The sequence below is a fragment of the Streptomyces sp. NPDC050145 genome (genome assembly GCF_044460245.1).
GTDB lineage: Bacteria > Actinomycetota > Actinomycetes > Streptomycetales > Streptomycetaceae > Streptomyces.
On the sequence record NZ_JBITJS010000002.1, the window covers coordinates 426868 to 443307 of the forward strand.

Annotated in this window: 12 protein-coding genes; 6 read left to right on the top strand and 6 right to left on the bottom strand. The window is 72.1% G+C overall.

What is annotated here, in order from left to right:
- Positions 1-8: 8 nt before the first annotated feature.
- The 5 genes from ACIBTU_RS05480 to ACIBTU_RS05500 form a co-directional block, all read right to left on the bottom strand.
- A complete protein-coding gene (locus tag ACIBTU_RS05480; protein WP_399124575.1) occupies positions 9-1457 on the bottom strand; it encodes an FG-GAP and VCBS repeat-containing protein in 1449 nt (482 codons plus the stop codon).
- Between the two features lie 88 nt (positions 1458-1545).
- Positions 1546-3030, bottom strand: a complete 1485-nt coding sequence (locus tag ACIBTU_RS05485; protein WP_399124576.1) for an FG-GAP-like repeat-containing protein — start codon at positions 3028-3030, stop codon at positions 1546-1548.
- Between the two features lie 161 nt (positions 3031-3191).
- Positions 3192-4481: an FG-GAP repeat domain-containing protein gene (locus ACIBTU_RS05490; RefSeq protein ID WP_399124577.1), complete on the bottom strand. Its 1290-nt coding sequence runs from the start codon at positions 4479-4481 to the stop codon at positions 3192-3194.
- A gap of 145 nt (positions 4482-4626) precedes the next feature.
- On the bottom strand, positions 4627-6141 hold the full coding sequence (locus ACIBTU_RS05495; protein WP_399124579.1) for an esterase: 1515 nt from the start codon (positions 6139-6141) through the stop codon (positions 4627-4629).
- Positions 6142-6362: 221 nt separating this feature from the next.
- Positions 6363-8645: a (Fe-S)-binding protein gene (locus ACIBTU_RS05500; protein WP_399124580.1), complete on the bottom strand. Its 2283-nt coding sequence runs from the start codon at positions 8643-8645 to the stop codon at positions 6363-6365.
- Positions 8646-8944: 299 nt separating this feature from the next.
- On the opposite strand from ACIBTU_RS05500, the gene ACIBTU_RS05505 reads away from it, so the two are divergent.
- From ACIBTU_RS05505 to ACIBTU_RS05520, 4 genes are all read left to right on the top strand, one after another.
- Positions 8945-9943, top strand: a complete 999-nt coding sequence (locus ACIBTU_RS05505) for an NAD-dependent epimerase/dehydratase family protein (RefSeq protein WP_399124581.1) — start codon at positions 8945-8947, stop codon at positions 9941-9943.
- A 1-nt stretch (position 9944) separates the two neighbouring features.
- Positions 9945-10937 carry an MraY family glycosyltransferase gene (locus tag ACIBTU_RS05510; RefSeq protein WP_399124582.1) on the top strand — a complete coding sequence of 331 codons (993 nt, stop codon included), beginning with the start codon at positions 9945-9947 and terminating at the stop codon, positions 10935-10937.
- Complete coding sequence (locus ACIBTU_RS05515; RefSeq protein ID WP_399124583.1) at positions 10934-11350, top strand: hypothetical protein; 417 nt, start codon at positions 10934-10936, stop codon at positions 11348-11350. Before ACIBTU_RS05510 ends, ACIBTU_RS05515 begins: the two co-directional genes overlap by 4 nt.
- A 228-nt stretch (positions 11351-11578) precedes the next feature.
- Positions 11579-12652 (top strand): glycosyltransferase, encoded by a 1074-nt coding sequence (locus ACIBTU_RS05520; RefSeq protein ID WP_399124584.1) that lies wholly within the window; start codon positions 11579-11581, stop codon positions 12650-12652.
- 166 nt (positions 12653-12818) lie between these two features.
- Here the strand turns inward: ACIBTU_RS05520 and ACIBTU_RS05525 are convergent, their stop codons facing one another.
- A complete protein-coding gene (locus tag ACIBTU_RS05525; protein ID WP_399124585.1) occupies positions 12819-13658 on the bottom strand; it encodes a glycosyltransferase family 2 protein in 840 nt (279 codons plus the stop codon).
- A gap of 224 nt (positions 13659-13882) precedes the next feature.
- Here ACIBTU_RS05525 and dnaK point away from each other — a divergent pair, with 224 nt between their 5' ends.
- Both dnaK and grpE read left to right on the top strand, forming a co-directional pair.
- Positions 13883-15733, top strand: a complete 1851-nt coding sequence (gene dnaK, locus ACIBTU_RS05530; RefSeq protein ID WP_399124586.1) for a molecular chaperone DnaK — start codon at positions 13883-13885, stop codon at positions 15731-15733.
- Positions 15730-16395 carry a nucleotide exchange factor GrpE gene (gene grpE, locus ACIBTU_RS05535; RefSeq protein WP_399124587.1) on the top strand — a complete coding sequence of 222 codons (666 nt, stop codon included), beginning with the start codon at positions 15730-15732 and terminating at the stop codon, positions 16393-16395. The genes dnaK and grpE overlap by 4 nt, the downstream gene beginning before the upstream one ends.
- Positions 16396-16440: the final 45 nt, after the last annotated feature.

Here is a 16440-nt window from a genome sequence, read left to right on the forward strand (position 1 = left end):
GTGGTCGCTCAGCCGATGGCGGTGCCGAACTCCGGCTGGTAGTAGGAATCGGGGAGTCCGGCCGTCGTGCCGCTGAAGCTCACCGAGCCCTTGGTGGTGAGGGTTGTGGCGGCGGCTTTGAGGAACGACGCGGCGCCCACATAGTTGTTCTCGCCGGAGGTGCCGACCGTGAGGTCCGCGTGGCCGTCGCCGTTCGTGTCGCGCAGGGCGACGGCCGAGCCGAAGTTGTCTCCGGTCTCGGCCGCTCCGGGTACGCCGGTGGTGTCTTGGTGGTACGCGTACGAGGCCTCGGTGGACGGACCGGCGGCGCCTCCGGGGATCACGGTGACGGACCCGGTGAACTCCGCGGTGCCGACGGTCTCGTACGGGGCACCGACGGCGAGGTCGGCGTGGCCGTCACCGTCGATGTCGCCGAGTGCCACCGACGCACCGAAACGGTCGGACTTCTCGACGGCACCGGGGATGCCCGGGGTGTCCTGGGTGAGGGTGAGCGGGGGTCGGGAGGTGTCGGGTCCGTCGGCCCCGCCGTAGGTCACGGTGACGTTGCCGCCGTCGGTCGAACCCGGGAACGACCTCTCGTCCCAGGGGTTGCCGGTGACGATGTCCTCGAAGCCGTCACCGTCGATGTCGCCGACCGCCGCGTTCGTCCCGTGCGCGATGTCGCCCGCGTGGTGGTCGCCGAGCCAGGAGTAGTCGCCGGGAGCCAGGTACACGGATTGCTTGTAGAGGTCCGTGGTCGCGTTGTAGTGGCCGCCGACGACCAGGTCGTCGGTGTGGTCGCCGTCGATGTCTCCTGCGGCCAGCGACTCGATGGTGCTGTTGTCCGAGAAGGCATCGGCAGCGAAGCCGTGTTGTCCTCCCAGCGTGTCGGTCCGGGTGGTGCCGCCGATGTAGGTGAAGACGTTGTTGGAGCTTGCGGAACCGACCGCCAGATCGGTACGCCCGTCACCGTCGAAGTCACCGGAGGCGAGTGCGTGGCCGAACCCGCTGATGTAGTTGACCCTCGGGAGCCGCAGGGCCGTGCCGCCGGTGAGGCCGGCCGGGCTGCCCCACAGGACGGTGACGGCACCGGAGCCTGTGCCCGCGGTGGAGTCCTCGCCGGTGGCTGCCACCGCGAGGTCCCCGTACCCGTCGCCGTCGAAGTCGCCCGGGGCGACCGCCGATCCGAACATGTCGCTGTCCTCGGAGGCTCCGGGAACACCGGCCGAACTCTGCGAGACCACGCGGGAGGTGGAGCTCCCGGGGCCGCTCGCCGAGCCGTAGGACACGACCACCGAACCGGCTTGCCTGGCGCCGTTGGCCGTGGCGAAAGGCGCGGTCACCGCGAGGTCGCGGTAGCCGTCGCCGTTGAAGTCGTCGCTGTACTTGGCGGGGGCCGCCGTGGCCTGTGCGGCCGGCAGGGCGAGGGCACCGGACACCGTCAAGGTGGCGGCGAGGAGGAGGGCGCGTTTGTGCATGGGGGGACTCCGGGATCAGGTGCTGGGGCCGGCGCCCCCGTACTGGGGGAGGGGGCGCCGGGTGATGGTGCGGGGCCGAGACGGCCGGTCAGTTGGCGGCGTTGGCTCCGAATTCCGGGTAGCCGTCCGTGCTGACGCCGGCGGCCGACGTGGAGATGGAGCGGGCGCCCGTCGTGGTGATCTTGGTGCCGTTGGACGGGAGGTAGGTCAGGGCGCCGTTGCCGCTGTTCTCGCCGTACGCGCCCACGGTGAGGTCGGACTTGCCGTCGCCCGTGACGTCGGTGAGCTTCACCTCGCCGCCGAAGTAGTCGTACGCCTCGTCGTCGCCGGGGACGCCGGGGGTGGACTGGGCGAAGAACTGGGCGCCGGAGGTCGTGTCGATGCCGTTCGGGGAGCCGTAGAGGACGGTGACGGAGCCGGTGTCGACGACCGAGGGGCTGCCGAGGTTCTCGCCGGAGGCGCCCGCGACGAGGTCCTGGAAGCCGTCGCCGTTGACGTCGCCGAGGGAGACCTCGCCGCCGAACCAGTCGCCGCGCTCGGAGCCGCCGGGCACGTTGCCGGAGTCCTGGGTGACGTTGGTGGTGCCGGCCGGGCCGGAGGCCGAGCCGTACGTGATGTGGACCTGGCCGCCGACGACGGACTCGGGGACGGAGGGCTCTTGCGAGCCGTCCTTCTCCGGGTCCCAGCTCTGGCCGGTGACGATGTCGGCGTAGCCGTCGCCGTTGACGTCGCCGATGCCGGTGATGATGCCGCGCTTGAGCGTCTTGGCGCCGGTCATGGTGAGGCCGGAGGAGGAGCCGGGTACGTAGAAGTTGGTGTTCCAGCCGATCTCGGAGCTGGTCTCGTAGCCGTTGACGACGAGGTCGGTCCGCTTGTCGCCGTTGACGTCGCCGGCGGTGAGGTTGACCGGGCCGTCGTAGCCGCCGCTCGTGATGGCGGGCTTGATCGTGTAACGGCCGCCGGCGGTGCCGGACTTGGAGATGCCGCCCTTGTACACGTAGATCGTGGCGCTGGACGAGCCGACGGCGAGGTCGTCCTTGCCGTCGCCGTCGAAGTCGCCGGCGGCGAGCGAACGACCCCAGCGGTCGTGGGAGGAGACGGCCGGGTCGGGGAGCGTCGTACCGCCGGACAGGCCGGCGGCGGAGCCCCACAGGATGGTGACCATGCCGCCGTCGGTGTCGCCGGCGAGGTCTTCGGACGAGGCGCCGACGGCGAGGTCGTCGTAGCCGTCGGAGTTGAAGTCGCCGTAGGCGCTGGTCCAGCCGAAGTGGTCGCCCTTCTCGGCGCCGCCGGGGACGCCCGAGGTGTTCTGGGTGACGGTGCTGCGCGCGGTGCTGCTGATACCGGTGGCCGAGCCGTACAGGGCGACGATCGAGCCGGCTTCCCTGTACCCGGCGACGGTGGAGCTGCCCGCGGAGAACGCGACGTCGCCGTACCCGTCACCGTTGAAGTCGGCCTCGTGGTGGTGGACGGAGTCGCCGGCCGTGGCCGTGCCCGTGCCGGTGACGACGAGGGCGCCGGTCAGGGCCGCGGCGACGGCGGTCGCCGTGAGGAGGTGTCTGTGCTTGGCCATACGTGGCTCCTGCTGCAGGGGATGCCTGGCGGGCATCCGCGACGATGAGTGCCGGTTTCGCTGTCGTTCACCCGGAGTTGTCCGGGGCATGATCGGCGGTTCGGCGAACAGGAGACTCGTTGTGGGGTGCAAGGGTTGTACGGGGCTGATGGCAAATTGTGTCAGCCGGTGAACTCCGTGGTGGAGAAGGTGACGGCGGGGTCGGGCCAGGCGAGCACGGGCTCCGTGATGCCGCTCAGCACCTCGACCGTGTCGGTGTCGCCGTCCGCCGCGGCCCGTTGCAGGACGAGGTCGTCCCTGCCGTCGCCGTCGAAGTCCGCGACGGCGACGACGCGGCCCTTCACGTCAGGGCCCGCCAGGAGCTTGGTGCCGCTGTGCAGCATGCGGACGGGGTCGTCGGAGTCGCCGGAGACGACGAGGTCGGTGCGGCCGTCGCCGTCGAAGTCGCCCGCGTCCAGGGCCGATCCGGTCGGAGCGGGGAGCTTCACCGTGCGGCCCGCGGTGCCCTGGGGGCCGTAGAGGGTGATGCCGGTGGTGGTGAGGACGGCGGCGCCGGGGGTCGTGCCGAAGCGGCCGAACGCCACGTCCTCGCCCGCGGGGTACTTGGCTCCGGGGCGGCCGGGGCCGGTGGGGCCGCCGCGGACCAGGGCGGAGCGGGCGGTGCCGGTGTGGGCGCGGACGAGGACGTCGTCGGCGCCGTCGCCGTCGAGGTCGGAAGCGGGTCCGGCCGGGACGTTGCCGGAGGCCTGGACGAGGCGGGCCGTGCCGCGGGGCGCTCCGGCGCGGGTGAACGGGCCGGGGAGGAAGGTGAGTCGGCCGCCGCTGGCGTGGACGACGAGGTCGCCGTCGCCGTCGTCGTCGAAGTCGCCGCACACGGGCTGGTCGGGCCAGTCGTTGCCGAAGCGGGCCTTGTCGGGGATGCGGAGGGTGACGGCCTTGCCGGAGATGCCGGTCGGGGAGCCGAAGAGGATCTGCACGGGGACGGGGGGCCGGCCCTGGCCGTCGTAGGGCGGGTCGGTGGAGACGACGAGGTCGGAGAAGCCGTCGCGGTTGAGGTCGCAGGCGGCCTCGGAGCTGAACGCGGCCGGGATCTGGCCCTTCGTCGGGGCGGCGTACTTCGCGGGGGAGAGCAGCTGGCGGGTGGCCGGGTCGGGGCCGTGCTTCTTGCGGCCGTAGACGATGCCGATGCCGGGGTCGTCGCCGAGGCCCTTGTGGGCGAGGTCGTCGAGGACGAGGTCGGGGGTGCCGTCGCCGTTGAAGTCGGAGGGGACCTTGCTGCCCTTGCCCTCGGGGATCGGGCGGGTCTGGGTGTGGGCCTTCTTGGCGGCCAGGGCCGAGGAGTCGGGTTTGTCGGTGGAGGTGTCGCCGCCGCCCGAGCAGGCCGTCAGGGTCAGGGCGAGGGAGAGCGCCAGGGCTCCGCTGATGCCGAGTGTCCTGGTTCTCGCGTTCACCGTGTGTCCCCGCCCGCTTTTTTGTGTGTGTGACCGGAACATGATGGCTTTTGACGGGCGGGAGGTTAAGGGGCGGGGGGTGGCTACTGCGTCACGTGGGGCGGGGCCGCGCCCGAAGCACGGCCCCGCCCGGCGGTACGGGGGCTCAGTCGTCGATGGCGGCTCCGAAGCGGGCGTTCTGGTACGGGGCGTGGAGGGAGCCCGCGCCGTAGGTCCAGGAACCCGTGGCGGTGACGCCTCCCGATCCGGCGGAGAAGACCCAGATCACGCCGTCGTTCGTGTTCTCGCCCGGTGCCGAGGCGAGGAGCCCGAAGCGGCCGTCGTCGTTCGGGTCGGTGAACGCGACCTGCGCGCCGAACTTGTCGCCCTTCTCGGCGGTGCCCGGCACGTTGGCGGAGTTCTGGTTGAAGTCCTTCACTCCGGTCGCGGTGAGGCCGCCCGCGGACCCGCGCAGCACCCAGACCGCGCCGGCGTCGGCGACCGTGCCGATGTCCTCGCCGGACGCGCCGACGGCCAGGTCGGCGAAGCCGTCGCCGTTGGTGTCGCCGACCGAGAGGTCGCTGCCCCAGCCGTCGCCCTTCTCGGCGGTGCCGGGCACCCCGGTGGTGTTCTGCGTCCACCACTCGGGTTCGCCGTAGGGGCCGGTGGCCGAGCCGTAGTGGACGCCGACGACGCCGCCGGTCATGGTCTCGCCGCCGTCGTCGGGGCTGTGGGGTTCGCCGGTGATCAGGTCGTCCTTGCCGTCCCCGTTGACGTCGCCGGAGGCCACGACGGGGCCGCCGCGCACGGCGAGGATGGGCAGCGGGTCGGCGTCGGAGGCGGTGCCGGGCAGGACGTAGGACCAGCCGTGGCCGGGCTCGGAGCCGACGGAGGTGCCGGAGACGACGAGGTCGGCGAAGCCGTTGGCGTCGTAGTCGCCGGTGGTGAGGGACTTGGGCTGGATGCCGTCCGGTTCGTCCTGGGCGGCGCGGGCGGCGGGCGCGTTCTGGGTGAAGTTGCGCCGGGACTCGCGGGCCAGCTGCTTGCCGGTGCTGCGGGCCGCGGCGGGGGCCGTTTCGTAGCGGTAGATCGAGAGGCCGGCGGTGTCGAGGACGGCGAGGAGGTCGCCGGGGGTCTCGTCGGAGAAGTGGGCGGCGGCGAGCGCGGAGCCGAAGTGGCGGCCGGCGGCGAGCTCGTCGGACTGGAGCCAGGTGCTGTCGGCGCCGGTGAGGCCTCTGGGCGTGCCCCAGAAGACGACGCCGCCGCCGGAGTCGGTGAAGGAGGCGAGGTCCTCGCCGGGCGCGCCGACGATCGCGTCGTCGTAGCCGTCGCCGTCGAGGTCGCCGGTGGCGACGGCCTGGCCGAACGCGTCCCCGGTCTCGGCGGCGCCGGGCACCCCGGTGGTGTTCTGGCTGAACACGGCGGCGCGGGTGGTGCCCATGCCGCCGGGCCCGCCGTACTGGACGGTGACGAGACCCGCGCCGGTGTGCCCGCCGACGGTGGCGCCGGGCGCGCCGACGAGCACGTCGTCGTAGCCGTCGCCGTTGAAGTCGGTGTTGCGGTCGTTCGCGCGGGTCCCGCCGGGCGTGCCGGCGTACGCGGACGGGGCGGTGGCGATGAACATGCCGCCGAGAAGAAGGAATGACGCCGCTGCGAGGGCGGCCGAACGGTTCTTGCGCACGTGCGGCTCCTGGGCTGACGGAGGGCCGGGCAGCGCGGGGGGACGGCCGGAAAGGGCCCGTTCCTTTTCCGACATACCGTTGGACAAGGGATCAACCGGAAGGGTTGTACGGCTCTTACAGCAGGTTTCTTACGACAAAGAGGGCACCCCGTGAATTCACGGGATGCCCTCGATGGCGTACGGGAGTCCGGCTCAGAGGCTGACGCCTCCCGCGGAGCGGTCTACTTGACCGGCTCCGGCTCCGGCGCGTCCTCGCTCTCCGTCTCGCCCGCCGGGTCGGCCGGCGTCCGGACGGAGTCGAGGAGGAGCTGGGCGACGTCGACGACCTGGATGGACTCCTTGGCCTTGCCGTCGTTCTTCTTGCCGTTGACCGAGTCGGTCAGCATGACGAGGCAGAACGGGCAGGCGGTGGAGACGATGTCCGGGTTCAGCGAAAGGGCTTCGTCGACGCGCTCGTTGTTGATGCGCTTGCCGATGCGCTCTTCCATCCACATGCGGGCGCCGCCGGCGCCGCAGCAGAAGCCGCGCTCCTTGTGGCGGTGCATCTCCTCGTTACGGAGGCCCGGGACCTTGCCGATGATCTCGCGCGGGGGCGTGTAGATCTTGTTGTGGCGGCCCAGGTAGCAGGGGTCGTGGTACGTGATGATGCCCTCGACCGGGGTCACGGGGATCAGCTTGCCCTCGTCCACCAGGTGCTGGAGCAGCTGGGTGTGGTGGATGACCTCGTAGTCGCCGCCGATCTGCGGGTACTCGTTGCCGATCGTGTTGAGGCAGTGCGGGCAGGTGGCGACGATCTTCTTGGCGGTGCGGGGCTTCTTCGACTCCTCCGTCACCTTGCCGTCGTCGTCGTACTCCTCGCCGAAGGCCATGTTGAGCGCCATGACGTTCTCCTGGCCGAGCTGCTGGAAGAGCGGCTCGTTGCCCAGGCGGCGGGCGGAGTCACCGGTGCACTTCTCGTCGCCGCCCATGATCGCGAACTTGACGCCCGCGATGTTGAGCAGTTCGGCGAAGGCCTTGGTGGTCTTCTTGGCGCGGTCCTCTAGGGCGCCGGCGCAGCCGACCCAGTAGAGGTACTCGACCTCGGTGAGGTCCTCGATGTCCTTGCCGACGACCGGGACCTCGAAGTCGAGCTCCTTGAGCCACTCGAGGCGCTGCTTCTTGGCGAGGCCCCAGGGGTTGCCCTTCTTCTCCAGGTTCTTGAGCATCGTGCCCGCCTCGGACGGGAACGCGGACTCGATCATCACCTGGTAGCGGCGCATGTCGACGATGTGGTCGATGTGCTCGATGTCGACGGGGCACTGCTCGACACAGGCGCCGCAGGTGGTGCAGGACCACAGGACGTCGGGGTCGATGACGCCGTTCTCTTCGGCGGTGCCGATGAGGGGGCGCTCGGCCTCCGCGAGGGCGGCCGCGGGAACGTCCTTCAGCTGCTCCTCGGTCGCCTTCTCGTTGCCCTCCATGTCTTTGCCGCCACCCGCGAGCAGGTAGGGCGCCTTGGCGTGCGCGTGGTCGCGCAGCGACATGATGAGGAGCTTCGGGGAGAGCGGCTTGCCCGTGTTCCAGGCGGGGCACTGCGACTGGCAGCGGCCGCACTCGGTGCAGGTGGAGAAGTCGAGCAGGCCCTTCCAGGAGAAGTGCTCGATCTGCGAGACGCCGTAGACGTCGTCGTCCGAGGGGTCCTCGAAGTCGATCGGCTCGCCCTTGGAGGTCATCGGGAGCAGCTCGCCGAGCGAGACGTCGCCCTTGGCGTTCCGCTTGAACCAGATGTTCGGGAAGGCCAGGAAGCGGTGCCAGGCGACACCCATGTCGGTCTTCAGGGCGACCGTGATCATCCAGATGAAGGAGGTCGCGATCTTCAGGCCGGCGAAGAAGTAGGTGAGGTTCTGGAGCGTGGAGACGTCCAGGCCCTCCAGCGCGTTGACGACCGGGTACGAGATGAAGAAGGAAGCCTCGTAGCTGTCGACGTGGTGCTGGGCGCCTTCGAGGGCGTGCAGCATGAAGATGCAGACGCCGACGATGAGGATGACGGCCTCGACGAAGTACGCCTGGCCGAAGTTGGAGCCGGCGAAGCGGGACTTGCGGCCCGGCTTGCGCGGGTGGGACAGCTGGCGGATCGCGATGAGGACGACGATGCCCAGGACCGTCATGGTGCCGATGAACTCGACGAAGACGTTGTAGGGCGCCCACTCACCGATGATCGGCAGCAGCCAGTCCGCCTGGAACAGCTGGCCGATCGCGTTGACGATCGTCAGCAGCAGGGAGAAGAAGCCCACCGCCACGAACCAGTGCGCGACACCGACGACGCCCCAGCGGTTCATACGGGTGTGGCCGAGGAACTCCCTGGCCACGGTGAGGGTGCGCTGTGCGGGGTCGTCCGTGCGGGTGCCCTTGGGCACGTTCTGGCCGAGCCGCATGAAGTTGTAGATCTGCAGGAGAGCACGGACGAACAGCGCCGCGCCCACCACGATCAGAACCAGCGACACGATGATCGCGGCGAGTTGCATTGGGGGCTCCTCGGGCCTGCGAGGGGAGGTCTCTTTGGTGACCGACGATTGATTACTAAGCGGTAACTTATGCAGTCCGTCTGAGACTACCCACTTACCCGGTCGCAATGTAGTCGCCAGGGTCGTGATCTGTGTCGCTGAGGTGCCACTCAGTGGGCCTGGTGGCGGGCTCGGGCTGCGCCGCGCGGTAGATCGTGTTATTCGCCCCATATTTGGACATAACGGATTACCTTAAGTCGGTATCCGGACGGGCGAGCCCCCCGGTGTCATCCCGATACCGCAATCAGTCGAGGGGCCCGATGGACGCGCTCACCTACCTGGTCACCGGCGGCGCGGGCTTCATCGGCTCGCACCTGACGGACGCCCTCCTCGACCGGGGCCACACCGTCGTCGTGCTCGACGACCTCTCCACGGGCGACCGCGCCAACCTCGACCGCGCCTGGCCGCAGCGCGGGCTGCGCTTCGTGCGCGGCTCCGTCCTCGACGACCGGCTCGTCGAGGAACTCACCGGCCGCTGCGACGTCGTCGTCCACCTCGCCGCCACCGTCGGCGCCCGCCTCGCCGCCCGCCCCCTCGACTCCTTCACCGCGAACGTGCGCGGCACCGAGACCGTCGTCGCCGCCGCCCTGCGCCACCGCCGCCGGCTGCTGCTCGCCTCCACCTCCGAGATCTACGGGAAGAACGGCGCGGGCCCGCTCGCCGAGACCGACGACCGGATCCTCGGCCAGACCACCGTGGCCCGCTGGTCGCACTCCACCGCCAAGGCCGTCGACGAGATCCTCGCCCTCGGCCACCACCGCGAGCACGGCCTGCCCGTCACCGTCGCCCGGCTGTTCAACACCGCCGGTCCGCGCCAGGCACCCGGCTGCGGCGCCGTCGTGCCCACCTTCGCCGCGCAGGCGCTCGCCGGACAGCCCCTCACCGTCCACGGCGACGGCACCCAGCGGCGCTGCCTCGCCCACGTCGACGACGTCACCGACGCGCTGCTGCGCCTCCTCGACCACCCCGGCGCCGTCGGCGAGGTGGTCAACGTCGGCTGCGGCGAGCCGACCGCCGTCGCCGACCTCGCGGGCCTCGTCGTCGAGCGCGCCGGCTCCCCGTCCCCCCTCCGCTTCGTCCCGTACGACACCGGGGCCCCCGGCGACGAGGACCCGCACCGGGTGCCCGACACGAGCAAGCTGCGCGCACTCACCGGCTGGCAGCCCCGCCGCACCCTGGACGACATCGTGGACGACGCCCTCGCCGACGCCGCCGCCCGCCGGCCCACCGCGCCGCTCACCGCCGCGGCCCGGGGCTGACGTGCTGTACGGGACCGCCGCCGCGTCGGCCGCGCTGCTGCTCACCACCCTGCTGACCGCCGCCCTGCGCCCCCTCGCGCTCGGCCGGCGCCGCCGCCGGGGCGTCACCCTGCGCGGCGCGCCGCGCGTCGGCGGCCTCTCGCTCCTCACCGCCACCGGGGCGCTCGCCGCCGCCGGAGCCCTGACCGGCGCCGTGCCGCTCGACCCCGCGACGACCGCGCTGCTCGCCGGCGCCACCGTCGTCGGCCTGCTCGGGCTCGCCGACGGGCTGCGGCCCGGCGGACTCGACGCACGCGTGCGGATCGCCGTCGAGGCCGCGGCCGCCACGGTCGTCGTGCACCTGGCCGGGCTCGGGCTGCTCACCGGCGCGCTCGCCGCTCTGTGGATCGTCTTCGTCACCCGCGCCTTCCGGCAGCTCGACACCTCCGAGGGCGTCATGGGCACCGTCGGCGTCGTCACCGCGCTCGGCCTGTGCGTGTGCGCGGGCGCCGAGGGGCTCGGCGCGCTCGCGGTGCTCCTCGCGCTGCTCGCGGCCGCGCTCACCGGGTACCTGATGCACGCCTGGTACCCGGCGCGGGCCCGGGCCGGCGGCTGCGGGGCCCTCTACACCGGGTTCCTCCTCGCGGGCGCGGCGCTCCTGGTCAACGTGGAGCACGCCGCGCCCGAACCGGCCGCCTCCCTGTTCGCGCTCACCGCCGTGCCCGCCGCCGACGCCGTACTCGCCCTCGTGACCCGGCGCCGGGCCCGGCGCCCCGGCCATCTCGCGCACCGCCTGCGCAGGCTCGGCCTGACCGCGCCCGGCGCGGCCGTCGCCCTGGGCGTCGCGACCGCGCTCACCACCGTCGTCGGCGTGCTGCTGCACCGGGGCGCGCTCGGCCCCGAGGCCGTGTGGTGGCCGGCCGCCGCGCTCGCGCTCGCCGTGCTCCTCGCGCTGCGCGGCACCAAGGCTTCCGAGGCGACAGAGGCGGTACGAACAGAAGGGGTACGCCCATGAGGACGTTCGGCGGGGCGCGGGAACTGGTGCGCCGGCTGGTCCAGGACGAGATCGACCTGGTGCTGGACTCCGGCGCCCACGACGGCGGCTTCGGACGCGCCCTGCGCCGGGCCGGCTACCGCGGCCGGATCGTCTCCTTCGAACCCTTCGGCGGCCCCCGCGCCGGGGTCCGCCGGGCCGCGTCCCGCGACACCGCCTGGCAGGTGCTCCCGTACGCCCTCGGCGACCGCGACACCCGCTGGACCCGCCGCCTCGACGGCATGTGGGAGGAGGTCGTCGCCCCCGGCGAACGCGTCCTCCTTCAGGTCGACCGCCACCCCGAACTCCCCCAGGTCCTCGCCGGAGCGGGCCCCTTCGGGGAGGACCTGGCCCTCGTACGGACCGGGGTCGCGGGGGAGGCGGCGTTCGCATGACGGGGCTCTCGGCGGGTGCGCGGGGGGTCGGGCTCGGTGTTGCCGGTGGGTGCGGGGAATCGGATGGGGCGGTGGTCGCGTGAGGATCGCTCTGGTGGACGGTTTCCGCGCGGGGCCTCGGGCCTCGGGCGGGGGTGCGGGCGCGGGCAGGCGGAGGCCGGCGGGTGCGCGGGGGGTCGGGCTCGGTGTTGCCGGTGGGTGCGGGGAATCGGATGGGGCGGTGGTCGCGTGAGGATCGCTCTGGTGCACGGGTTCCACGGGCCCGGTGGGCCCGGCGGGGAGAACGCCGCGGTGCTCGACCAGGCCGCCGCGCTCGTCCGCGCGGGGCACGACGTGCAGCTCGTCGTCACCGCGGCCGGCGGCCCGTTGCACGCGGCGCCGCGCCGCCGCGCGCCCTGCCCGGTCACCGTCGTCACCGGGCAGAGCCGCGGGCCGCTGAGCGCGCTGCGGGCCCTCGCGCCCGACGTCACCCACGTCCACCACGCCCCGCCCGGCGCCGGACGCGCCTGGGCCGCCGACTGGACCGGCCCGCTCGTCGCCACTCTGCGCGACACCCGCCCCCAGGGCGGCGCCGCCGGCGTCCTGCACCGGCTCGCCGCGCTGCCGCAGGCCCGGGCGGCCCGCGCCGACCGCGACCCGCTGCTGCGCCGCGCCGACCGCCTCGTCGTCCGCTCCGAACCGGCCCGCGACCAGTACCTGCGCGCCGGAGTGCCGCTGCGGCGCCTCGCCCTGCTCCCCGACTTCGCGCCCGCCGCGCCGAGCGTGCCCGACGCCCCCGAGGGGCCCTGGACGTACGTGGGCCGGCTCGCCCAGGAGACCGGGATCCTCGACCTGCTGCGCCGCTGGCCGGACGGCCGACGCCTCGACGTGCTCGGCGCGGGCCCGCTCGAAGGGGCCTGCCGGGCGGCCGCGCCGGCGTCCGTACGGTTCTCGGGGCCGGTCGGGCGGGGCGGGCTGCGGGCGGGGCTCGTGGGGCGGCGGGGGCTCGTGGTGCCCGGGCGCGGGGCGCAGGATCTGCCCGTCTGTTACGCGGAGGCGCTGGCCGCGGGGGTGCCCGTGCTGGCTGTCGGGGGTGTGGCGGTGCCGCGGGCCGTCCGGGCCGAGGGGACCGGAACGGTGGCTTCTTGGGCGGCGCCTCTCGGGTCGGCCCTTGCTGTGGCCGAGCGCCTGTTCCCGGGGTTGTCCCAGCACTGCCGCGCCGTCCACGCGGAGTCGTACGCGGCGGAGCGCTGGCTGGACCGGGCGGCGCACGTGTACGCCGCCGCCATCCAGCACGGTCCTTCTGGTCTCGTACGCGGCTAGGGGTGAGTGGGGCTTCTCGCGCAGTTCCCCGCGCCCCTGATGAGGCTGCGCCTCATCGGGGAAATGCGACCCGAAGGGTCTGCATTTCAGGGGCGCGGGGCTGTGTCTATTTGCGGCTCCGCCGCGTGGGCGCGACCAGCCCCCACCGGCCCGCACCCGGCAACGGTCAGGAAGAGGCCCCCCGGTGGCCGCGCCCCCGGGTTCGGCCAGCCCGTAGCGCCGTCAGTACGTACGGCGCCACGATCAACCCCGGCGCCCGAACCCCCGCATGCCGTACGCAGTACACCGCCCAGGGCCAGACCGGCCGCTCCGCCTCGGACGCGACCCGCCGAAGAGCCTCCCGCACCCCGATCCCCGGCTCCGAGGACCCGGGCACCCCGGAACCCGCCCCGGCCCACTCCCCGACGGCCCGCGGAGCCACGTACGCCGCCACCCCGGCCCGCCGGGCCCGCAACCCGTGATCGTGATCCCCCATCCCGTGCCGGAACACCTTGTCGATGTCCCCGACCCGCTCCCGTACCGCCCAAGGAACCAGCACCACGTCCCCGTCGTACGTGGCGCAGCGCTCCGGCGTCCCCGTCGGCTCCACCAGGGCGAGCGCGGGCGGCGCGGTCCGCCCCGACCGCACGGTGAGCCCCGCGCGCGAGAGCGCCCCGACGACGATCGCCGCGTCGTCGAAGCGCCGCGCGGTCGCGAGGAGTTCGGCGAGCGCCCCGGCCCGCAGCCGTACCGCGTCGCCGAGCCAGAGCTGATGCGTCGGGTCGGGCAGCCCCGCCGCGCGGCTGTTGCGGCTGGCGAGGCGCATGCCGTGGCTCCAGTAGACGTCGGGCCCGACCTCGGCGACCTGGACGCCGGGATGCGCGCGGCGCACGGCCTCGGCGGTGCCGTCGCAGGACCCCGCGTCGACGAGGTGGACCCGCACGCGCGTGCCGGCCGGCAGCCCGGTCTGCGCGGCGAGCGCGTCGAGGGCGGCGAGCGTCGAGGCGCGTCGGTCGCGGCTGGTCATCAGTACGGCCACCTGGGGCGGCTGCGACTCCATAAGGGATATTAGGTACATAAGGTCACCCGCGAGAGTCCAACTCCCGCCCCCTCGCGGCGCGTCGGCAATCTGCTTGCCCATAAGGGCTGAATAAAACTTGAGTGGGCTCGACTCAGGTCTGTTGACGGGGAGGGGTGGGGTGGTGCACCCTTGAGCCAGTTCCACTCAAGTAGTCAGCTGGAGGAATCGAAATGGCACGTGCGGTCGGCATCGACCTGGGCACGACTAACTCCGTCGTCAGCGTTCTCGAAGGCGGCGAGCCCACCGTCATCACGAACGCGGAGGGCGCCAGGACCACGCCGTCCGTCGTCGCCTTCGCGAAGAACGGCGAGGTGCTGGTCGGCGAGGTCGCCAAGCGCCAGGCGGTCACGAACGTCGACAGGACGATCCGTTCGGTCAAGCGCCACATGGGCACTGACTGGAAGATCGAGATCGACGGCAAGAGCTTCAACCCGCAGCAGATGAGCGCCTTCATCCTGCAGAAGCTGAAGCGTGACGCCGAGGCGTACCTGGGCGAGAAGGTCGCGGACGCGGTCATCACCGTCCCGGCGTACTTCAACGACTCGGAGCGTCAGGCGACGAAGGAGGCCGGCGAGATCGCGGGCCTGAACGTCCTGCGCATCGTGAACGAGCCGACGGCCGCCGCCCTGGCCTACGGCCTCGACAAGGACGACCAGACGATCCTCGTCTTCGACCTCGGTGGCGGCACCTTCGACGTGTCCCTCCTGGAGATCGGCGACGGCGTCGTCGAGGTGAAGGCCACCAACGGTGACAACCACCTCGGTGGTGACGACTGGGACCAGCGCGTCGTCGACTACCTGGTCAAGCAGTTCAACAACGGCCACGGCGTGGACCTCGCCAAGGACAAGATGGCGCTCCAGCGCCTGCGCGAGGCGGCCGAGAAGGCCAAGATCGAGCTCTCGTCCTCGACCGAGACCACGATCAACCTGCCCTACATCACGGCGTCCGCCGAGGGCCCGCTGCACCTGGACGAGAAGCTCACGCGCGCCCAGTTCCAGCAGCTCACGTCCGACCTTCTGGAGCGCTGCAAGACGCCGTTCCACAACGTCATCAAGGACGCGGGCATCCAGCTCTCCGAGATCGACCACGTCGTTCTCGTCGGTGGCTCGACCCGTATGCCGGCCGTCGCCGAGCTCGTCAAGGAACTGACGGGCGGCAACGAGGCCAACAAGGGCGTCAACCCGGACGAGGTCGTCGCCATCGGCGCCGCCCTGCAGGCCGGTGTCCTCAAGGGTGAGGTCAAGGACGTCCTGCTCCTCGACGTGACCCCGCTGTCTCTTGGTATCGAGACCAAGGGCGGCATCATGACGAAGCTCATCGAGCGGAACACGACGATCCCGACCAAGCGGTCCGAGATCTTCACCACCGCCGAGGACAACCAGCCGTCCGTCCAGATCCAGGTCTACCAGGGCGAGCGCGAGATCGCGGCGTACAACAAGAAGCTCGGGATGTTCGAGCTGACCGGTCTGCCGCCGGCCCCGCGTGGTGTCCCGCAGATCGAGGTCGCCTTCGACATCGACGCCAACGGCATCATGCACGTCACGGCCAAGGACCTCGGGACGGGCAAGGAGCAGAAGATGACCGTCACCGGTGGCTCCTCGCTGCCGAAGGACGAGGTCAACCGGATGCGCGAAGAGGCCGAGAAGTACGCGGAGGAGGACCACGCCCGCCGCGAGGCCGCCGAGTCGCGCAACCAGGGCGAGCAGCTCGTCTACCAGACGGAGAAGTTCCTCAAGGACAACGAGGACAAGGTTCCGGGTGACGTGAAGACCGAGGTCGAGTCCGCGGTCGCCGAGCTGAAGGAGAAGCTCAAGGGCGAGGACACGGCCGAGATCCGCACCGCCACCGAGAAGGTCGCCGCCGTCTCGCAGAAGCTGGGCCAGGCCATGTACGCCGACGCCCAGGGTGCCCAGGCCGCCGGCGGTCCCGAGGGCGACGCCCCGCAGGGTGACGCCAAGGCCGACGACGACGTCGTCGACGCCGAGATCGTCGACGAGGACCGTAAGGACGGTGCCGCGTGACGGAGGAGACCCCGGGCTTCGAGGAGAACGAGAAGCCTGACGTCCCTTCCGGCGCCGACGACGCCGAGCCGAAGTCCGCCCCCTCCGACAAGGAGGGGGCGGCCCCGGCCGGGGACTCAGCTTCCGCTTCGTCCGCAGGTGATGTGGCCCTCACGGCACAGCTGGACCAGGTGCGCACTGCCCTCGGCGAGCGCACCGCCGACCTCCAGCGCCTGCAGGCCGAGTACCAGAACTACCGGCGCCGCGTGGAGCGGGACCGCGTCACGGTCAAGGAGGTCGCCGTGGCGAACCTCCTGTCCGAGCTGCTTCCCGTCCTCGACGACGTCGGCCGCGCCCGTGAGCACGGTGAGCTGGTCGGCGGCTTCAAGTCCGTCGCCGAGTCGCTGGAGACGGTCGTGGCCAAGATGGGCCTGCAGCAGTTCGGCAAGGAGGGCGAGCCCTTCGACCCGACCGTGCACGAGGCCCTGATGCACAGCTACGCGCCGGACGTCACCGAGACGACCTGCGTGGCGATCCTGCAGCCGGGTTACCGGATCGGCGAGCGCACCATCCGCCCCGCGCGGGTGGCCGTGGCCGAGCCGCAGCCGGGCGCGCAGGGCAAGTCCGACGAGGCCTCCGAGCAGGACGCCGAGAAGGACGACGGTGGCCCGGACAAGGGCTGACGTACACAGGCGCAACGAAATGAGTGAGGAGGGACGTCGGGGCCT